This is a genomic window from Phytobacter sp. V69, assembly GCF_965644215.1.
Taxonomy (GTDB): Bacteria; Pseudomonadota; Gammaproteobacteria; order Enterobacterales; family Enterobacteriaceae; genus Phytobacter.
The window spans coordinates 13,678-31,672 of record NZ_CBFFRL010000038.1 but is presented as its reverse complement, the minus strand read 5'-3'; the positions used below and the strand labels follow the sequence as shown (position 1 = coordinate 31,672).

The window sequence follows — 17,995 nt, the reverse complement described above, 5'->3', positions numbered from 1 at the left end:
TAGGCTGGAATAGTCATGATAATAGGGCCTTCTGATTAGAAGGCCCTATTATCAATGATTTTTATCCTCGTGACGACGCTATCTAATTAAATGCTAATAAGCAACAGATAATATGATGAATTGCAGGGTTATACGGTATAAAGCCCGTGAACGGGAAAACATTACAGGTATGTGGATTTACTTATGACAAAATGTTGGTGAAAGCGACAGTAAGCAGCGTATCCCGCCTTGTTGTTCAGAATGCAGTAGATCAATGTTTTCGCAGATTTTTTTCCCTTGTATGCGGTAGTCGATGACAGTTTTACATGACGCTGTCAGACTTCCCTTATCTCAATTCTTCGGAGTTTACTCATGAACGTGCATTCGTGGCTTAACGCGCTACATATCATCGCCGCGGTTATCTGGATCGGTGGAATCTTAGTAATGGCGATAACAACAGCCTGGTGTGCACATGCGGGAAAAAATGCCCCCGCAGCCACCGCGTTAGCAGGATTTGTGCGCGGCTGGAGTCGTAAGGTCACGACCCCGGCGATGATTGTGCTGTGGGTGATGGGGCTGGCAATGGTGCTGGCACACGGCCAGATGCCGCATCTGTGGCTGATTCTTAAACTGGTGTTGGTGGTGTTGCTGTCGGGTATCCACGGGATGTTATCCGCGACGTTACGTCGCCTTGCTGGCGGTGAAATTGCGAAAGTGCCGGGGATTGTGCCGCATGCCACGACCTGCGTCATCGTGGCAGTGGCGGCGATTATTTTGCTGGTTGTCTTTAGACCGTTCTGATGCGGGGCGAATTCAGAGTTCGGTTTTGCCCTCGAATTCGCACAAATCTTCGATAAGGCAGGAGCCGCAGCGTGGCTTACGGGCGATGCAGGTATAGCGGCCATGCAGAATCAGCCAGTGATGGCAATCGACCTTAAATTCCGCCGGGACGACGCTCAGCAGCTTTTCTTCCACCTGCTCGACGTTTTTCCCCGGCGCGAAGTGCGTACGGTTACAGACGCGGAAAATATGCGTATCGACCGCAATGGTTGGCCAGCCAAACGCCGTATTCAGCACCACGTTCGCCGTTTTACGCCCAACGCCCGGCAGCGCTTCCAGCGCCTCACGATCCTCTGGCACCTCGCCACCGTGTTTTTCCAGCAGAATACAACAGGTCTTGATGACGTTCTCTGCTTTGGTATTAAACAGGCCAATGGTTTTGATGTAGGACTTCACGCCGTCGACACCAAGTTCGAGCATTGCCTTTGGGGTATTGGCAACAGGATAGAGCAGGGCCGTCGCCTTGTTCACACTGACGTCAGTCGCCTGAGCCGAAAGCAGTACTGCAATCAGCAGCTCAAAAGGGGAGCTGAAATTAAGCTCAGTCGTCGGGTGCGGGTTCGCATCCCGCAGGCGAGTAAGGATATCCCGTCGCTTTATTTTATTCATAAGGCCTTCCCGGGCACCGTGTGGACAGTTTCGTCGGCAACGGTCGCCGCGCGACGTTTCCTGGTTCGCTCGTCAATCAGGTATTTAATGGCCAGCAGCATGCCAAGGCCGATAAATGCCCCTGGTGGCAGCATCGCCAGCAGGAAGGACGAGTCGGTATGGAACACTTCGACACGCAAAGCTTTTGCCCAGTTGCCCAGCAGGCCATCCGCACCGTCAAACAAGGTTCCGTTGCCAAGGATTTCACGAATCGACCCCAGCGTAAACATGGTGCAGGTGGCACCCATGCCGATGGAGAAGCCGTCAAGGGCAGACAACCCGGGGCCTTTTTTGGCCGCGAACGCTTCCGCACGACCCACCACGATACAGTTGGTGACGATCAGCGGAATAAAGATGCCGAGCGACTGATACAAGCCGTAGGCATAGGCGTTGATCAGCATCTGCACGATGCTCACCACCGAGGCGATGATCATTACGTAAATCGGAATACGGATTTCCGACGGCGTCCAGCGACGGACCAGTGAAATGGTAAAGTTGGTCAGCGTCAGCACCAGCGTGGTGGCAAGGCCAAGGCCCAGTGCGTTGGTTGCGGTGGAGGTCACGGCCAGCAGCGGGCACATGCCTAACAGCTGAACCAGCGCGGAGTTATTTTTCCACAACCCCTGGACGATAATGTCTTTAACTTCGCTCATGGTTACTCTCCACAGGTCGGTAAACTGGAAAGCTGCGCCGGCAGGGTTTGCGCGTACAGTCCGGCGCGTTTCACCGCATTGACCACTGCACGTGGCGTGATGGTCGCACCGGTAAATTGGTCGAAATCGCCGCCGTCTTTTTTCACGGCCCAGTGTGTATCATTGGCACCGGCGATTTTCTTGCCGGCAAAATGGGTGATCCAGTCAGAAAGACGCAGCTCGATCTTGTCGCCCAGCCCCGGCGTTTCGTGATGTTCGGTGACGCGGGTGCCGAGGATCGTCCCGTCAAAATCGGCGCCTACCAGCAGTTGAATGACGCCGGAATAACCGTCCGGTGCCGTCGCTTCAAGCACTGCGGCGACCGGGGTGTCGTCCTTACGGGCAATATAGACTTTGTGTTTGCCTTTACCCAGCTCCGGCGCATCGACCACGTAACAGCTGTTCTGCAAGGCATTATTATAGATGTCGCCGGGCAAGACCTGGCCAAATAACGCCTTTTGCTGCTGAACCGCCTGGTCGGCGATGGTGGATTTGGTCAACTGGTGAATTGCTGCCGTCATCCCGGTTGAGGCCGCCGCGAACAGGGTCAACGTCATGCCGTATTTACGCATAGTGTCTAGCATGGCGATTCCTTAACGATGGCCGTACACGCGTGGGCGTGTGAAGTAATCAATCAACGGCACGGTAATGTTCGCCAGCAGAACCGCGAACGCCACGCCATCCGGATAACCACCAAAGCTACGGATAAGCCAGACCAGCAATCCTGCAAGGGCACCGAAAATAAGGCGGCCTTTGTTGGTGGTCGAGGCGGTTACCGGGTCAGTCAGGATAAAGAACGCGCCAAGCATGGTTGCACCGGAAAGCAGATGCAGCTGTGGCGAAGCCAGACTTTCTGGTGAGAAAATCCACCCCAGCCCAGAACATACCGCCAGCGACAGCAGAAAACTCACCGGGATATGCCAGCGAATGGTTTTCTGCCACAGCAGGAATACGCCCCCCAGCAGGTACCCGAGGTTGATCCACTGCCAGCCCGCACCCGCCAGCACGCCGCTGTAAATCGACGATTTGAGGATCTCATCAACCGGGTGCCCGGCATGCAGCGATGTCTTGAAGGTATCCAGCGGGGTTGCCTGGCTGATGCCATCGATCCCCATCCGCAGGCTGTCCATCGTATGGCCCGTTGTTGCGTGTCCGGTAAAGATAATCTGTATGGCATCCAGCAGCCCCGGCACGGTTTTGGCGATCTCAAACGGCGGTAACCAGCTGGTCATCTGCACCGGGAAGGAGATCAGCAGCACCACATAACCGATCATCGCCGGGTTAAACGGGTTATGCCCAAGGCCGCCGTACAGTTGCTTGGCAATAATGACCGCGAATACGGTACCCAGGACGAGCATCCACCCGGGGGTAAACGGTGGGACGCTGATGGCCAACAGTAAACCGGTCAGCAGGGCGGAGTTGTCCCCGAGGATGGCCCCGATCTGCTGTTTACGCAAACGCAAGACCAGAGCTTCCGCCGCCAGCGCACTGCCGCAGCCGAGGATAATTTGCAGTAACGTTCCCCAGCCGAAGAACCAGAGCTGTGCCGCGATACCAGGCAGGGTCGCAAGCACGACCAGCAGCATGATGCGCGATGTCTGGCGCTGATTATGGGTATAGGGGGAACTTGCGATTCTGAAAACCATTTAATCCTCGTTAACTGCTTGCTGTGCGGCTTTTTTTGCCTGAACCCGCGCGATAGCTGCCGCTACTGCCGCCTTGCGGGGATCGTCATTGGCGGCAGGGGCTGATGCGTCCTGCTGCTGTAGTTTTTTGGCTTTCGCACGGGCGATGGCTGCTTCGACGGCGGCCTTACGCGGGTCAACCGGCTCGGCGGCAATCGGGGCAGGCGGTTCAACCGGCGCGGGCGCTTCACTCACACCCTGCTGCTGTAGTTTTTTGGCTTTCGCACGGGCGATAGCGGCTTCGACGGCGGCTTTACGCGGATCGATCGCTTCGCTGGTGACGGCTGTTGTCTCTTCTGCGGTATCCTGCTGCTGTGCTTTTTCCGTCTGGCGCGCGCGCGCCTGGGCTTTACGTGCTTCACGGGCGGCAATCACATCGCTGTTATCCGGTACGCTGCCGGCCTGAACCACGATGGTTTGCGCGGCGGTGGCCTGTTTTTCACGCACACGAGCGAGCGCGGCATCGATGGCCTGCTGATCTTTAGCCGCAGGCTGTACGGCGGCTTGTTTATGGCGCTCTGCGCACGCGGCTTTGTCACGCTCCAGACGCGCCTGACGTGCTTCAAAGCGCGCTTTGGCCTCTGCATTGCGCTTTTCTTCCTGCGCGATGGCGTAAATTTCGGCTTTTTCCTGACGGAAATATTGCACCAGCGGAATGCTGCTCGGGCAGACCCACGCGCAGGCGCCACACTCGATGCAATCGGCGAGATTATGCGCGGTCGCTTTGTCGTGCTGCTGACCTTTACTGAACCAGTAAAGCTGCTGTGGCAGCAGATCTGCCGGGCAGGCATCGGCACAGGCGCTACAGCGAATGCAGCCTTGTTCTTCCGGCTGTGCGCCCATCTCTGTGGCCGATGGTACGAGCAGACAGTTGGTAATTTTGACGACCGGAACATCAAGCCAGGGCAGGGTGAATCCCATCAGCGGCCCGCCCATAATGACCAGCTGTTCAGCAGACGGACAGAACCCGGCGTGCTCCAGCAAATGGCGCACAGGGGTCCCCAGGCGCGCCCAGACGTTGCCAGGCTGAGTGACACTCTCACCGGTTAAGGTCACCACGCGTTCGGTCAGCGGTTCGCCATCGATGATAGCGCGCTTGATCGCATAGGCGGTGCCCACGTTCTGCATCAGCACGCCGATATCGGATGAACGGCCGCCGTGTGGCACCTGTTTGCCGGTCAGAATTTGCGTCAGCTGTTTGGCTCCACCGGATGGATATTTGGTGGGGATCACGCGCAGCCGGATGTCATGGCTATTGGCCAGCACCGCCCGCAGCATGGAAATCGCCTGCGGCTTGTTATCCTCAATGCCAATCAACACCTGGCGTGGTTGCAGGATATGCATCAGGATGCGTACACCCTCGATTATCTGCGCGGCACAGTCCTGCATCAGACGATCATCGGCGGTAATGTAGGGCTCGCATTCAGCGGCATTGATAATCAATGTCTCGATAAGGTCGCCACCGCCTTTCAGCTTCTCCCCGGTCGGGAAACCCGCACCGCCCAGTCCGGCAACGCCAAACTGGTGAATACGCTCAATTAACGCCTCACGATCGTGAGAGCGGTAATCGCTCCAGCTGTCACGCTCGATCCAGCGATCTTCCCCGTCTGCCTCAATGATGACGCTAAGTTCTGGCAGCGCAGAAGGGTGGGCGGTAGAGTGGGGAGCAATCGCCGAGATGGTGCCAGAGGTTGGTGCGTGAACCGGCAGCATACGACCGCGACCCCGGGTCAGCGGCTGGCCGCGAAGCACGCTATCGCCCACGCTGACGCACAGTTCGCCCTCAGCGCCGATATGCTGTTTTAACGGAATGACAAAGCGCGTCGCCAGCGGAAGCTGGCGTAGCGGTGTACCAGTAGACTGCGTTTTCATCTCCGGCGGATGAATACCGCCGTGGAAATCCCACAGTTTGTCTTTGCGAAAAGCGGAAAATAACTTAAGCATGTTGTTCCACGGGAATAATGCGCACGGGAATGGTTTGCAGGTCCCATTTCCAGCTGGCGGTGGTTGTTTCCACCGGACGCAGTTCAATACACTGCGTCGGGCATGGATCCACACAGAGGTTGCAGCCGGTACAAAGGTCACTCAAGACCGTGTGCATGGAGCGGGTCGCGCCGACAATAGCGTCGACCGGACAGGCCTGAATACATTTGGTGCAGCCGATGCAGTTCGCTTCATCAATGATGGCGAGCATGCGTACCGGTTCCTGTACGAGGACATCACCGTCGATAGGCTGAGGCTCCACATTTAGCATTTCGGCGATTTTCAGCATCACCGCTTCGCCGCCGGGCGCACAGCGGTTAATTTTTTCGCCCTGCAGACCTACGGCCTCAGCATAAGGGCGACACCCCGGGTACCCGCACTGTCCACACTGGCTTTGCGGCAAGAGATCGTCAATTTTCTCAACGATGGGATCGTCTTCCACCGCGAAACGATGCGAGGCATATCCTAGTACGACGCCAAACAATAGCCCGAGAACACTCAGGGCCACGATGGCAATCCAGATTGCATTCATTACAACTTCACCAGACCGCTAAAGCCCATAAAGGCCAGAGACATCAAACCGGCGGTAATGAGGGCAATGGCATTACCGCGAAACGGCGCTGGCACATCGGCGACGACAATACGTTCACGGATGGCGGCAAACAGCACCATGACCAGAGAGAATCCGATGGAGGCGGAAAAACCGTACAGCGCGGATTGCAGGAAATTATGTCCGAGGTTGATATTCAGCAACGGCACGCCCAGCACCGCACAGTTGGTGGTAATAAGCGGCAGGAAAATCCCAAGCAGGCGATACAACGCCGGGCTGGTTTTACGCACCACCATTTCGGTGAACTGCACCACCACGGCAATAACCAGGATAAACGCCAGGGTTCGCAGATAGATGAGATCCAGCGGAATAAGCAGCCAGGTATCAATAATCCATGCGCAAATGGATGCCAGCGTGATAACGAAAGTTGTAGCGAGTCCCATACCCATTGCGGCTTCGAGTTTTTTCGAAACCCCCATAAACGGGCACAGGCCAAGAAATTTCACGAGAACGAAATTATTGACCAGAACGGTTCCGATAAAGAGCAGCAGATAGTCTGTCATTATTTGGCCTGAAATAAAAAAAGCCGCCTATTATCGGTCAAACAGCACCGGGCGACAACTGGATAACTGTAAGGTTATTACGGGTTCACAAAGGTCGCTTTGACCCGCTGCGAGCGTTTGAAATAGGGCACTATCAGCGCGGTGGCAAGTAATGCCCACAAGAGCCCGCGTACCGCCACGTCGTCAGACACGGGGGAGAAAGCGAAGGCTTTCAGCGCCAGCAGCACGCTGATCAGTAACCAGATGATCATGTTTTTCATGACGCTACGGCGGCGTTTAAAAAAGGCGATAACCAGCCAGAGCGTGTAATACCAGACGCCAATGGCGAAAGCGAACGAGACAAACCAGGTAAACAACTCCGCCAGTGGCCGCACACCGATTGCTGCAATCACTAGCGGTATCTGTGACTTAGCGACGTCCAGTATCCTCAGCGTCTGGCCCAACAACGCAACCAGCAACCAGGCCAGGGGCGCGAGCAGCCAGCCTCCGATGCGTTCTGCAGGTGTCGTTATCATGTTTATTCCTCGTAGACGGTCACTGATTTATCGGCCGAGGAGTATAAAGCATTATGCGCCGGATGCCAGTGGCGTTATTGCACGTAATGCCAGACGGACTTCGGCACACAGCCAATATCGAACAGACGGCCACCGGATACCAGTTCAGCCCGGCGATGGTCGGCAGCGCGATACATGTTAATAATTTCTTCGTTGTCGGTCAGAGTGTAGTTGAGGTGATCGAACAATTTTTCCAGACTTTCAAGTGAACTGATTTTGCGAAATTTTAATAAGTAGTCCTGAACGGTCATTTTAAGTGTTGTCCATATCATAAACAGGCGTGAATACATTCGCGGGCCATTCGTTCGAATAATAGTCGGGCTTATCAGGACGTAAATTGTCTCTGAATGTATTGCCATTGAATTAAGAATTTTCTTTAAAGTTGAATCGGATGCCAGAACGGCATCCGTCAAGAAGATTAGCGCTCTTCGCCACGGCTGGCAATATGCTGCGTAGTACCATAATTAGGTATGTCCGCGTTCGCTTCGCGCTTTATTTTTTCTGCGCGACGATAGTCTGTTCTGGCGGCTTGTAATTATCGATATGACTGGCGAACACCAGAAGAACGGTCGAAACACCCAGCACGACCCAGCCTGTTAATTCAATGATCCGATTGATGATAGTGGCCATTACTCTACAACTCCCTTATGTCTGGCCCTGGGATGTTACCTGGGCGAACGGCGCACGGCAAGGGCGTGACGCCTGTTTTTGGGAAATTCAGTATCATTACAGGAAAGGGCGCTGACATGTTTTCTCAGGATGAGATGCCTTAAGTACAACCGTCGTCGTTGTTCCTGATGGTTAGATGGTGTGGAATAGACTTTCCAATAAAGAGAGGCCGCTTTATGAATGACAATATCCGTGTCGGACTCATTGGTTACGGCTACGCCAGTAAAACCTTCCACGCGCCGTTGATTGCCGGCACGCCGGGAATGGAGCTGGCGGCAATTTCCAGTAGCGATGAGTCGAAAGTGAAGGCGGACTGGCCGGCTGTGCCGGTCGTCTCAGAGCCCAAACATCTGTTTAACGATCCGAAAATTGACTTAATTGTCATCCCCACGCCGAATGACACCCATTTTCCGCTGGCGAAAGCCGCGCTGGAGGCGGGTAAGCATGTGGTGGTGGATAAGCCCTTTACGGTGACCTTGTCGCAGGCAAGAGAACTGGATGCGCTGGCGAAAAGCTATGGGCGCGTGCTGTCGGTATTTCACAATCGCCGTTGGGATAGCGATTTCCTGACGCTTAAAGCTCTGCTGGCCGATGGCGCGCTGGGCGAGGTGACCTTCTTCGAATCGCACTTTGACCGCTATCGCCCGGAAATTCGTAACCGCTGGCGTGAGCAGGCCGGTCCGGGAAGCGGTATCTGGTACGATTTGGCCCCGCATTTGCTGGATCAGACGGTAAATCTGTTTGGTTTACCCGTCTCCTTGACGGTGGACCTGGCGCAGTTGCGCCCGGGGGCGCAGGCGACGGACTATTTCCATGCGGTGCTCGCTTATCCGCAGCGCAGAGCTATTTTGCACGGTACGCTGTTGGCGGCGGCGGAGTCTGCCCGTTACATCGTGCACGGTTCCCGGGGTAGCTACGTGAAATTTGGCCTCGATCCGCAGGAAGAGCGCCTGAAATCGGGCGCGCGTCTGCCGCAGGAAGACTGGGGATACGATATGCGTGATGGCGTATTAACCCGTGTAGACGGTGATGCCCGTGTGGAAGAGACCTGGCTCACCGTGCCGGGCAACTATCCGGCCTATTATGCGGCGATCCGCGATACCCTGAACGGCGTGGGGGAAAACCCGGTTCCGGCAAGCCAGGCAATCCAGATTATGGAGCTTATCGAACTGGGCATTGAATCGGCGAAGCATCGGGCGACGCTCAACCTGACCTGAGAAAAAGGCCGCTCAATCGAGCGGCCTTTTTTTAACCGAGCAGGACTTTCTCTCTGAGCGCCTGTTTTTCTGCGGCGGACAGAAACGCGATGTCCAGCCCGTTGATTTGCGCCTGACGAATCTGTTCGCGGCTCAACCCGGCTGCAGGGGCGGCAACCTGGTATTCATGACCGATGTCGACTCCCTGAACGGCCGGATCGTCGGTGTTAATCGACGCCAGCACGCCGTGTTCCAGGAAGGTTTTCAGCGGATGACGCGCCAGTGACGGCACGGTGCTGGTCTGAATATTTGAGGTCAGGCAGGATTCGATACCAATTCGCTGCTCGGCAAGAAACGCCACCAGAGCCGGATCCTCAATCGCTTTTACCCCGTGGCCAATACGCTCAGCGCCCAGTTCGCGAATGGCCTGCCAGATGCTTACCGGGCCCGCCGCTTCGCCCGCATGGACTGTGATATGCCAGCCTGCATCGTGCGCCCGGTTAAAGTGCGACAGGAACAGGCTGCCGGGGAAACCCAGCTCATCACCCGCCAGGTCCAGCGCCGTGATGCTATCGCGATGTGCCAGTAAGGCTTCAAGCTCCTGCAAACAGGCCGCTTCGCCAAAAGTACGGCTCATAATGCCGATCAGACGCGCTTCAACGCCAAACGCCTGGCTGCCTTCGCGCACGCCAGCAATAACCGCTTCGACCACGCCCGCAACAGGCAGGTTGTGCGTCATCGCCATATAGCCGGGGGAGAAACGCAATTCAACGTAATGCAGGCCGTGGTGGGCCGCATCTTCCATATTCTCATACGCCACGCGACGGCAGGCATCGAGGGAAGCCAGTACTTTTACGCCCCAGTCCAGTTTGGCCAGAAAACTCACCAGATCGGGTTCATTGGCGCTGACCTGCACGTGCGGCAGCAGGGTTTCAAGGGTTTGTGCAGGGAGGGAAAGATTAAACTCACGGCCAAGATCGAGGATGGTTTGTGCCCGAATGTTGCCGTCCAGGTGGCGATGAATATCAGTTAGTGGCAGGTTGGTATCAATCATGGTCGCACTCTTGTTTTAGGTAAAGTGCGATACATTATACCACAGGACAGTAACTTCTTAGAATGACTGATAAATGTCTGAGTTTAAAAGAGGATGGGGCAGTTCAACATAGATCAGAAAGGATAGATGAAAGCCTCGGCATATCGCCGGGGCTTTTCGTCTCTGGCTCACCGCGTGACAGGATCACTCCCTCATCCACGCGGGACGACTGAAAATAATCGATGAGCCATGCAATGTGCAGGGATTAAGCGAAGGTAGCCTTATCCTGACTGAAAATTTTACTGCAGTGGGGGCACATTAGTGCTGAGCCTTTTTGGACTCGGGTGTAACTGTGTTCTGACTGACTGGAGCAGTGAGGGCAGGTGCATTTGATGAGATAGTTGCGATTACTTTTTGAGTCTTTGCGTTGTGGCATAAGGTATTTCCTGATGAATGGACCGCAACCATACACTATCCCTGGGTACATAGCCCGTACTCATTTCTCCAGCTACCTCATGTCGATGGTTTTTTCTATCGATAACGCTTTGCGATACCACGCTGGAGCTATCCATTTACCTCCAGCGTTGGCTCGCTAACTATCTTGTTATTTGACGTTTCTAACGGCGTGGATCCCGGCAATCAAACGCGCAACGCCTTGCTCCAGCTTCTGCCGTGGGCAGCCCGCATTCAGGCGGATAAAGTGCTGATAAGGTGCGCCGTAGGTCTGACCGGGCATGATGGCGACCTTCTGGTGGGTAATCAGTTCCTGCTGCAATGCCACACTGTCGATATTCAGCGCCTGCAGATCAATCCATGCCAGATAGCTGGCCTGCGGAACCTGCCAGGCCAGTTCGGGGAACGCAGCATTGAGTGTATCCGCGATATAGCGCAGGTTTGCGCGTAAATAAGCGCGCAATTCATCAAGCCAGGAGGCACCTTCCTGATAGGCAGCAATATGCGCCACCAGGGCCAGTAGCGCAGGGGAGGAGAGGCCATCTCTGCCTTTCAGCGCCGAAAGGTAGTCTGAACGTGACGCGTCATCAGCAATAAACCCGTAAGCCCCGGTAAGTGCCGGAATATTGAAGCTCTTCGAGGCGGAGGTAAACAGCGCCCATGGGCCGCGCGCGACTTCGCTCCAGGGAAGGTGCGGATGGTCGCTCCAGACCATATCCATATGAATTTCATCGCTGATGACCTTCACATCATGGCGCTCGCACAGCGCGGCGATTTCCGTCAGCTCTGCCCGCGTCCAGACTTTGCCGGTGGGGTTATGCGGGCTGCACAGCAGCAGAATTTTGCTTTCCGGTCGTGCCAGCGCACGCTCCAGTTCGGCCATATCGCACTGCCAGCCCGTAGTTGACTGTTTCAGGGCGACGGGGATCAGCTGGCGCTGGTTATGGGCGATGGTGTTATAGAACGCGTCATAGGCAGGGGTATGCACCACCACGCCTTCGCCGGGCTGTGACCACTGGCGGATCATTTCGGCGACCATATAAATCACCGACGGGCCGTACACCAGCGTTTTGCTGTCCGGATGGGCCTGGAGGCGTTGAGCAAACCATGTGCTGACGGCCCCGGTGAATTCCGGGTTTTGCCAGCGGCTGTAGCCCAGTACGCCATGATGCAACCGCTCCTGCATGGCGGAAATCACGCAGGGGGCGGTGGCAAAATCCATATCGGAAATGGTAAACGGCAGCAGATCCGCCTGGCCAAAACGGTCGGCCACATAGTCCCACTGGGTGCACCACGTGCCGTGACGATCCACCGTTTGTGAAAAATCAAACATTCGTCTTTCCTTCTGGCAAGCTCCCTCACCGCAGTGAGGGAGGTGAAATACTAGGCGTGGACCGAGTTCATCAGCTCTGTCATTTCATCTTTGACCGACTGAACCTGCGGGCCGATGACCACCTGCAGATTATGCTGGTTAAGCTGGACGATGCCGATAGCGCGGTTCGCTTTCAGGGCATTACTGTCCACCAGCGACATATCTTTCACCGACAGGCGCAAACGGGTGATGCAGTTATCCAGCGAGGTGATGTTGTCCGCACCGCCGAGTGCCGCAAGGATAGCAGGGACGTTATAGCCCGATTTCCCCGTTACGCCGCTGACCGCTTTTTCCACCGTGTTCGCCACGTCAGATTCGCGACCCGGCGTTTTGATATTGAAGCGCAAAATGGCGAAACGGAAGATAGCGTAGTACACCGCGAACCAGATAGCCGCCACCACGGGCACCAGATACCACTTGGTTGACAGCCCGTGCAGAATGCCGAACACCACAAAGTCGATCACGTTGCCGTCGGTGTTGCCGATGGTGACACCCAGCACCGCCATGGTCGTGAACCCCAGGCCGGTGAGCAGGGCATGGATGGCGTAGAGTGCCGGTGCGACGAACAGGAACAAGAATTCCAGCGGCTCGGTGGTGCCCCCGACCACACAGGCGATAACGCCGGAAATCAGCAGGCCCTTAATTTTATGGCGGTTTTCCGGTTTAGCACAGTGATACATCGCCAGTGCAGCACCCGGCAGGCCGCCAAGGAAGGCCGGCATTTTGCCCTGAGAAAGGAAGCGGGTGGCGCTTTCGGAGAAGCCCTCGGTCGTCGGGCAGCTTAACTGCGCCTGGAAGATAGTCAATGCGCCGCTGACCTGATGGCCACAGACGTCCATTGTCCCGCCCGCTTCGGTAAAGCGGATGATGGCCACCAGAATATGCTGCAGGCCGAACGGCAGCAGCAGACGCTCGCCGGTACCAAAAATCATCGGTCCAAAATTCCCGGCGCCGTTGATGATGCTGCCAAGCCCGTTGATACCCATCGCGAAATAGGGCCACACCAGGGGGATCACCAGCCCGACCAGGCCCATCACCACGCTGGTGATAATGGGTACAAAACGCGTGCCGCCGAAGAAGGCTAATGCATCGGGCAGGCGGATGGTATGAAAGCGCTCATGCAGGTTCCAGATAATGATCCCGGCGATCACCGCACCCAGGATCCCGGTATCAATAGACTGGATACCGATAACGTTCTGGATATTGTTAGCTTTAAGCACCGCGGCATCGGTGGTTGGCAGGATGCCTTTGGCGGTCAGCCAGAAATTCACCGCCAGGTTCATCACCGCGTAGCCAACAAAGCCCGAGAACGCCGCGACGCCTTTGTTCTCTCGCGCCAGTCCCAGCGGGATGGCGATACAGAACATGACGGGTAAAAAGCTAAAAGCGAATGAGCCGACTTTGCCCATCCAGATAAATAGCGCCTGCAATACCGGGTTACCCAGTACCGGGATCAGCGTAATGACGCTGTGGCTACTCAGGGAGCTGCCGATGCCAAGCATGATCCCGCAAAAGGAGAGCAAGGCCACGGGCAACATAAAGGTCTTTCCTAACTGCTGGAAAAACTCCCAAAGCGAAATTTTCTGCCGTCTTCTTTCCGACATGCTGGCTCCTGATTTTTTTATAGTGAGAATGAATGCAGTCGCAAGATAAAACGTTTTACCTAATTTTAGTGCGAATTAAATCACATAATTAACGTATCCTTTGGTTTATAACTAATGGCATTGATAAAACGTTTTATCTGGCGTGTAAAACCACTTCTATGACGATGGCAAAAAAGGTAACCATTAACGATGTCGCGCTGGCCGCGGGCGTGTCGGTCACCACGGTTTCTCTGGTGCTCAGCGGCAAAGGGCGTATTTCTGCGCAAACCGGCCAGCGTGTGCACGAAGCGATTGAAGAGCTGGGCTTTGTGCGTAACCGGCAGGCTTCCGCACTGCGCGGGGGACAAACGGGTGTGATTGGCCTGATAGTCTGCGATCTGTCACAAACCTTTTATGCCGAGGCGACCTCCGGGCTGAGTGAAGCGCTGGAAAGTGAAGGGCGGATGGTCTTTTTGCTGCACGGTGGACGCGATGGCGAACATATGCTGGCGCGCCTCAATACGCTGCTCAGTCAGGGAGTCGACGGTGTGATTGTCGCCGGTGCGCCTGGCGAACTGGGCGCAGCTCTGCGTACCCGGGCCAAAGAAGCCGGCGTGCCGTTGATTTTCGCCTCCCGCGCTAATTATCCGGATGACAGCGACACCGTGCGCCCGGATAACATGCAGGCGGCGCAGCGGGTGACCGAACATCTTATTCAGCAGGGCAACCAGCGCATTGCCTGGCTGGGCGGGGAGAGTTCCTCGCTGATTCGGGCGGAGCGCGTCGGCGGCTACTGCGCCACGCTGTTAAAATATGGCCTGCCGTTTCACAGCGACTGGGTAGTAGAGTGCGGCTCCAGCCAGAAGCAGGCGGCAGAGGCGGTGCAGGCGTTGTTAAGCCACAGTCCGACGATTGACGCCGTGGTGTGTTACAACGGGCTGATTGCAGTCGGTGCGTGGTTTGGCCTGATGCGGGCAGGACGGCAGGCCGGTTCTGGCCTGGATCGTTACTTCGAACTGCAGGTATCACTGGCGGCCTTCGCCGAAGCCTGGGAACAGGGGCAGTACGATATCCCGGTGTCCTGGGCCACCATTTCCGGCAAAGAGATGGGTTATTTACTGGCGGAGCGTATTTTACAGCGGGTGGATGACCCGGAACGGGCCTTGCACCACGTGGTGCTGTCGCCGGGGCTGGTGGTTAATCCCTGAAAAAAAGCCCCTCGGATGAGGGGCTTTTGCGTTACTGCTGCGGCACTGCAGGTTCTGCTGGTGCAGTCGGATCGTCCGGCGTTTCCGGCGAATCTTCTTCCGGCTGTGGCGTTGACGGCAGACCAAACATGCCGACAAATTCGTCCAGCGGCATTTTCTCACCGTTCAGCGTGACCTGGCCGTTGGCATACTGCAGGCTGGTGGAAATGGTGTTGTTTTCAAGCGTGGTGATGCGGAACATCTGGCCCATCGCTGCCAGACCTTTCACCTGCTGGCTTGCCAGTTTGCCGGCTTCATCCTGCTGATAACCTTCCAGCTTCGCCACCTGAGTCATAAACTCAACCGCCATATCCATCGGGATGGTCAGCTTGCTGTCCAGCGATTTCACATTTTTGTCCACTTCCTGTGCCAGCGTTTGCGGCGCAGTCACGGCGGCATCCGCGGCGGCGGGGTTTTTCAGGAACAGAGACAGGTTCAGCGCCGTTTCGCCTTTGCTGTTCTTCCAGCTCAGCGGGGCAATCGTGATGACCGGCTCGCCTTTTAACAGCAGCGGGAAGGCGTTAAAGAAAGCTTCGGCCGCTTTTTGCTGGTACAGCGCCGGGTCTTTCATCACCTCTGGCTGCGCCATCAGTGCCTGCGTCTGGGCGTTGTACTGCTGGCTGAACTGATGCCAGGCTTCTCCGTCAATCTGGCCGATTTTCAGGGTCAGGTTGCCGCTGCCCATCTCCTGATTCTGGACTTTCAGGCTCTGGATGGCGTAATCCAGCTGGCTGTTAATGGTTTTGTTGTCTTTAGCGACCTCGGATTTGCCGTCCAGACTCATCCCTTCAATAACAGCCATCTCTTTGTTTTCAACTGAGATCGCCAGCTTGTCCAGGGTAACTTTTTGGCTACCCACGCGCTCGTTAAAGCTCGCGAGCTGGGTGGTCCCTTCCGTTTTCAGGTTATTGAGGGAGAGCTGAATTTTCTGCCCGTATTCGTTAACCGTATCCACCAGCGCGCTCTGCGCCTGGCCGCTAACGGTTACCGCGTTGCCGTCTTTGTCCGAACTGATACGGAATTCGCCGCCGCTAAAGGCCACTTTATCGCCCGCTTTTTCGGAGTTGAGCGGGTGCAGAGTGAGGTCGGTGCGGGTATCGCCGCTGTAGCTGATGCGAGTCTCTGCCACGAACGGGGATTCACCTTTCGCGATATCGAACAGCGGTTTGGTCATCTCGTTATTGACGAGCGTTGTATGTACCGAGGCCATCGACGGGATCACGTTCAGCGTTTTCAGCTGTGCCAGCGGGAAGGGTCCGTGGTCAATGTTCTCGTGCAACACAATGGTCTGGCCCGGTTTAAACCACGGGTTTTCCTTGCCCTCGACCGGTTTGACAACCAGTTCCATCTGGCTGCTAAACAGGCCGCGATGGTAATTTTGTGAGGATAATTCCACGCTGGCTTCTGGCGCGGTGCGTTTAATCTGTTCATTCGCCTGGCTAATCATTTCACCCAGGCGGGCCTCAAGCTGTTTCCCCGTGTACCAGGCACCGCCTGTCCAGATGATCCCCAGCGCAATAACAACTCCGGCTGCAACCAGCGTTTTTTTCATCGTCATTATCCCTAAAAATAAAACCAGGCGGGATAAACCGCCTGAGTATGTGAAAAGGCTCTGTAAAGCTTAGCAATCCTTGCTAAAAAGTTCAGTAACTAGTTGAGCTTATTGTAGACCCGCGCCAGTCTGCCGATGCCGCTTACCGTTACCGGCGACTCGCTGGCGCTGATAAACGCCGATTCGCCCGGTTTCAGCACCAGTTTCTCACTCCCCTTACTCAGCACCGCTTCGCCTTCTACGCAGAACAGAATGGCGGCGCTCTGCTGTGCCACATCGGCCCCGGCAGTGGAGAGGTCGAGCAGTGAAAACGCAAAATCATCCACCGGGATCTGGAATTCCAGGGTAGCGATCTGTTTCACCGGCTGCGTCAGCAGTTCACTGGCCGGTTTCGGCGTGAACTTCACGTTGGCGACCAGCTCCGGAATGTCGATGTATTTCGGCGTCAGCCCCGCGCGCAGCACGTTATCCGAGTTAGCCATGACTTCCAGCGCTACGCCCTGCAAATAAGCATGCGGGGTTTCGGCGAACAGGAACATCGCTTCACCCGGGTTGAGTTTCACCACGTTGAGCAGCAGCGGGGAGAACAGGCCGCTGTCATCCGGATAGAACTCGGAAATCACGCGAATGGTCTGCCACGGCTCGCCCTGTTGGCTGTTTAGCGCCGCTTTCAACACCGCCAACGCACGGGATTTTTCATCGCCCTGCATATTCAGCAGGCTGGCGAACAGCTGGCTCAGGCGTTCTGCGCCCGGTTCCTGCAGAAAGTGGGCAATTGCCGGGTTGGCACCCGCCACCGGTTGAAGCAGGGAAACGATTTCCGAGAACGGACGGAACGCGTTCATCGCGAGGAAGGGCGTCAGTGCAAAGACCAGTTCCGGCTTATGGTTCGGGTCTTTGTAGTTACGCTCGGCCGCGTCCAGCGGAATACCGGCTGCGTTCTCTTTCGCAAAACCGATTTCAGACGCCTGCTTGTTCGGGTGGACCTGAATCGACAGCGGCTGGTCGGCACAGAGCACTTTAAACAAAAAGGGCAGTTCGCCAAAACGCTCAGCCACGGCGTTTCCCAGCAAACCTGATTTATCCTGTTCTATCACGTCGCGAAGCGAGTGAAGATGTCCTTGCGCGTCCTGCACTTGTGAGCTGCTCTTCGGGTGCGCGCCCATCCACAACTCGGCCATTGGCAGGTTGTCAGGGTTGGCGACGCCGTAGAGTTCCGTTAACGCGGTTTTACTTCCCCAGGCATAGTTCTGCACTGAGTTAATGAGTTTTTGCATTATCCCGCCCTTCATCGTGGTCAACTTAAGTGCACGTATTAAAGCAATAAATCCGCCCGAAGTAATCAGAGCAGATAAAAAGTCGTACTAGTCTCAGTTTTTGTTAAATAATTGTGTAG

Annotated in this window: 19 protein-coding genes; 3 read left to right on the top strand and 16 right to left on the bottom strand. The window is 55.8% G+C overall.

Annotated elements, in window-relative coordinates; all coding sequences use genetic code 11:
• Positions 1-351 precede the first annotated feature (351 nt).
• The gene (locus tag ACSZPU_RS07765) at positions 352-780 is read left to right on the top strand and encodes a CopD family protein (protein ID WP_498997221.1); all 429 of its coding nucleotides are present in this window, start codon (positions 352-354) and stop codon (positions 778-780) included.
• A gap of 12 nt (positions 781-792) precedes the next feature.
• Here ACSZPU_RS07765 and nth read toward each other — a convergent pair whose 3' ends face one another.
• From nth to blr, 10 genes are all read right to left on the bottom strand, one after another.
• Positions 793-1,428 carry an endonuclease III gene (gene nth / locus ACSZPU_RS07760; protein ID WP_498997218.1) on the bottom strand — a complete coding sequence of 212 codons (636 nt, stop codon included), beginning with the start codon at positions 1,426-1,428 and terminating at the stop codon, positions 793-795.
• Positions 1,425-2,120, bottom strand: a complete 696-nt coding sequence (locus tag ACSZPU_RS07755) for an electron transport complex subunit E (RefSeq protein ID WP_498997215.1) — start codon at positions 2,118-2,120, stop codon at positions 1,425-1,427. The genes nth and ACSZPU_RS07755 overlap by 4 nt, the downstream gene beginning before the upstream one ends.
• A gap of 2 nt (positions 2,121-2,122) precedes the next feature.
• A complete protein-coding gene (gene rsxG / locus ACSZPU_RS07750) occupies positions 2,123-2,743 on the bottom strand; it encodes an electron transport complex subunit RsxG (RefSeq protein WP_498997214.1) in 621 nt (206 codons plus the stop codon).
• A 9-nt stretch (positions 2,744-2,752) separates the two neighbouring features.
• A complete protein-coding gene (gene rsxD / locus ACSZPU_RS07745; RefSeq protein WP_498997212.1) occupies positions 2,753-3,805 on the bottom strand; it encodes an electron transport complex subunit RsxD in 1,053 nt (350 codons plus the stop codon).
• Positions 3,806-5,788 (bottom strand): electron transport complex subunit RsxC, encoded by a 1,983-nt coding sequence (gene rsxC / locus ACSZPU_RS07740; protein ID WP_498997211.1) that lies wholly within the window; start codon positions 5,786-5,788, stop codon positions 3,806-3,808.
• On the bottom strand, positions 5,781-6,359 hold the full coding sequence (gene rsxB / locus ACSZPU_RS07735) for an electron transport complex subunit RsxB (protein WP_498997209.1): 579 nt from the start codon (positions 6,357-6,359) through the stop codon (positions 5,781-5,783). Before rsxB ends, rsxC begins: the two co-directional genes overlap by 8 nt.
• On the bottom strand, positions 6,359-6,940 hold the full coding sequence (gene rsxA, locus ACSZPU_RS07730; RefSeq protein WP_498997207.1) for an electron transport complex subunit RsxA: 582 nt from the start codon (positions 6,938-6,940) through the stop codon (positions 6,359-6,361). Before rsxA ends, rsxB begins: the two co-directional genes overlap by 1 nt.
• Before the next feature lie 77 nt (positions 6,941-7,017).
• Positions 7,018-7,455, bottom strand: coding sequence for a DUF2569 domain-containing protein (locus tag ACSZPU_RS07725; RefSeq protein ID WP_498997204.1), 438 nt, complete (start codon positions 7,453-7,455; stop codon positions 7,018-7,020).
• 74 nt (positions 7,456-7,529) lie between these two features.
• On the bottom strand, positions 7,530-7,745 hold the full coding sequence (ydgT, locus tag ACSZPU_RS07720) for a transcription modulator YdgT (RefSeq protein WP_494238342.1): 216 nt from the start codon (positions 7,743-7,745) through the stop codon (positions 7,530-7,532).
• Positions 7,746-7,986: 241 nt separating this feature from the next.
• The gene (blr, locus tag ACSZPU_RS07715) at positions 7,987-8,124 is read right to left on the bottom strand and encodes a division septum protein Blr (protein WP_498997202.1); all 138 of its coding nucleotides are present in this window, start codon (positions 8,122-8,124) and stop codon (positions 7,987-7,989) included.
• A gap of 215 nt (positions 8,125-8,339) precedes the next feature.
• Between blr and ACSZPU_RS07710 the strand changes: the two genes are divergently transcribed.
• Complete coding sequence (locus tag ACSZPU_RS07710) at positions 8,340-9,380, top strand: oxidoreductase (protein WP_498997200.1); 1,041 nt, start codon at positions 8,340-8,342, stop codon at positions 9,378-9,380.
• Positions 9,381-9,411: 31 nt separating this feature from the next.
• On the opposite strand, the gene add is transcribed toward ACSZPU_RS07710, so the two are convergent.
• The 4 genes from add to malX form a co-directional block, all read right to left on the bottom strand.
• Positions 9,412-10,413 carry an adenosine deaminase gene (gene add, locus ACSZPU_RS07705; RefSeq protein WP_498997198.1) on the bottom strand — a complete coding sequence of 334 codons (1,002 nt, stop codon included), beginning with the start codon at positions 10,411-10,413 and terminating at the stop codon, positions 9,412-9,414.
• A gap of 244 nt (positions 10,414-10,657) precedes the next feature.
• The gene (locus tag ACSZPU_RS07700; protein WP_498997196.1) at positions 10,658-10,828 is read right to left on the bottom strand and encodes a YnfU family zinc-binding protein; all 171 of its coding nucleotides are present in this window, start codon (positions 10,826-10,828) and stop codon (positions 10,658-10,660) included.
• A gap of 168 nt (positions 10,829-10,996) precedes the next feature.
• Positions 10,997-12,178: a MalY/PatB family protein gene (locus ACSZPU_RS07695; protein WP_498997193.1), complete on the bottom strand. Its 1,182-nt coding sequence runs from the start codon at positions 12,176-12,178 to the stop codon at positions 10,997-10,999.
• A gap of 50 nt (positions 12,179-12,228) precedes the next feature.
• A complete protein-coding gene (malX, locus tag ACSZPU_RS07690) occupies positions 12,229-13,821 on the bottom strand; it encodes a maltose/glucose-specific PTS transporter subunit IIBC (RefSeq protein WP_498997190.1) in 1,593 nt (530 codons plus the stop codon).
• A gap of 158 nt (positions 13,822-13,979) precedes the next feature.
• On the opposite strand from malX, the gene malI reads away from it, so the two are divergent.
• Positions 13,980-15,008, top strand: coding sequence for a Mal regulon transcriptional regulator MalI (malI, locus tag ACSZPU_RS07685; RefSeq protein ID WP_498997188.1), 1,029 nt, complete (start codon positions 13,980-13,982; stop codon positions 15,006-15,008).
• Between the two features lie 31 nt (positions 15,009-15,039).
• Here malI and ACSZPU_RS07680 read toward each other — a convergent pair whose 3' ends face one another.
• Both ACSZPU_RS07680 and manA read right to left on the bottom strand, forming a co-directional pair.
• A complete protein-coding gene (locus ACSZPU_RS07680) occupies positions 15,040-16,599 on the bottom strand; it encodes a YdgA family protein (RefSeq protein ID WP_498997186.1) in 1,560 nt (519 codons plus the stop codon).
• A gap of 98 nt (positions 16,600-16,697) precedes the next feature.
• A complete protein-coding gene (gene manA / locus ACSZPU_RS07675; RefSeq protein WP_498997185.1) occupies positions 16,698-17,876 on the bottom strand; it encodes a mannose-6-phosphate isomerase in 1,179 nt (392 codons plus the stop codon).
• Positions 17,877-17,995 lie beyond the last annotated feature (119 nt).